The organism is Bartonella eidoli, from assembly GCF_036576145.1.
GTDB lineage: Bacteria > Pseudomonadota > Alphaproteobacteria > Rhizobiales > Rhizobiaceae > Bartonella.
The window spans coordinates 1-1,746 of the sequence record NZ_JBAFWX010000012.1 but is presented as its reverse complement, the minus strand read 5'-3'; the positions used below and the strand labels follow the sequence as shown (position 1 = coordinate 1,746).

Sequence of the window (1,746 nt, the reverse complement as noted above, 5' to 3'; positions counted from 1 at the left end):
AGTGGACAGGTCCTCAATTTGAGATTACGCAAATTGAAAGTGGCGGGACACAAGGTGAGAAGAAGGTTTATGAAGATGTTGCTAGTGCTTTTGAAGGGGTTAATAACGCTGTTTCAGGTTTGAGCACTGAAATTAATAATGTGAGCACTGAGATTAAAAATGTTCAGGCTGGCATCAAAGGAAGTATCCTTGTAACGCAAGGGGAGTCTGCTGATCCTATTGCAGTTGGTGGAAAAACTGGTGGTTTAAAAATTACTGTTGCGAACAGTGAGGGTGAATCGCGTAGTATTTCTGGTATTAAGGGTGGTGAGATTTCTTCGTCTTCTGATGAAGCGATTAATGGTTCACAGCTTCATTCAGTAAGTAATAAGCTTGCTGCATATTTAGATAGTAATGCTGAATATGAAGATGGTGAGTGGACAGGTCCTCAATTTGAGATTACGCAAATTGAAAGTGGCGGGACACAAGGTGAGAAGAAGGTTTATGAAGATGTTGCTAGTGCTTTTGAAGGGGTTAATAACGCTGTTTCAGGTTTGAGCACTGAAATTAATAATGTGAGCACTAAGATTAAAAATGTGCAGGCTGACATCAGGGGAAGTCTCCTTGTAACGCAAGGGGAGTCTGCTGATTCTATTGCAATTGGTGGAAAAACTGGTGGTTTAAAAATTACTGTTGCGAACAGTGAGGGTAAATCGCGTAGTATTTCTGGTGTGGAAAGTGGTGAAATTTCTGAATCTTCTGATGAGGCGATTAATGGTTCACAGCTTCATTCAGTAAGTAATAAGCTTGCTACATATTTAGACAGTAATGCCAAATATGAAGATGGTGAGTGGACTGCTCCAGACTTTAAAGTTAAAAAAATTGGGTCTGGAGGAAGCGCTACAGAAGAGAGTTATGGTACTGTTTCTGAGGCTTTTGTTGCTGTAAATGAATCTTTCGAAGGCATTAATAGTAAATTTACTAATGAACTTTCAGGCGTAAAGAAAAATCTTTTTGTGAAACAGGATGATCAGGATAGCGCTATCACAATTGGTGGAGCAACTGGTGGTTTAAAGATTACTGTTGCGAACAATGAGGGTGCATCGCGTAGTATTTCTGGCGTTGAGGATGGTAAGGTTTCTGAATTTTCCGATGAAGCAATTAATGGTTCACAGCTTCATTCAGTAAGTAATAAGCTTGCTACATATTTAGACAGTAATGCCAAATATGAAGATGGTGAGTGGACTGCTCCAGACTTTAAAGTTAAAAAAATTGGGTCTGGAGGAAGCGCTACAGAAGAGAGTTATGGTACTGTTTCTGAGGCTTTTGTTGCTGTAAATGAATCTTTCGAAGGCATTAATAGTAAATTTACTAATGAACTTTCAGGCGTAAAGAAAAATCTTTTTGTGAAACAGGATGATCAGGATAGCGCTATCACAATTGGTGGAGCAACTGGTGGTTCAGAAATTACTGTTGCGAACAGTGAGGGTGCATCGCGTAGTATTTCTGGTGTTAAGGATGGTAAGATTTCTTCGTCTTCTGATGAAGCGATTAATGGTTCACAGCTCTATTCGATGGGTAATAAGCTTGCTACATATTTGGGGGGTGATGCTGAATATGAAGATGGTGAGTGGACTACTGCCCCGAACTTTAAAGTTAAAAAAATTGGGTCTGAAGGAAGTAGTACAGAAGGGAATTATGGTACTGTTTCTGAAGCATTTGCTGCTGTAAATGAATCTTTCGAAGGCATTAATAGTAAATTTACTA

General features: G+C 39.3%; 1 pseudogene. It reads left to right on the top strand.

Annotated features, from left to right (window positions below):
* A pseudogene (locus tag V5N68_RS06095) lies at positions 1–1,746 on the top strand (hypothetical protein); the annotation flags it as partial.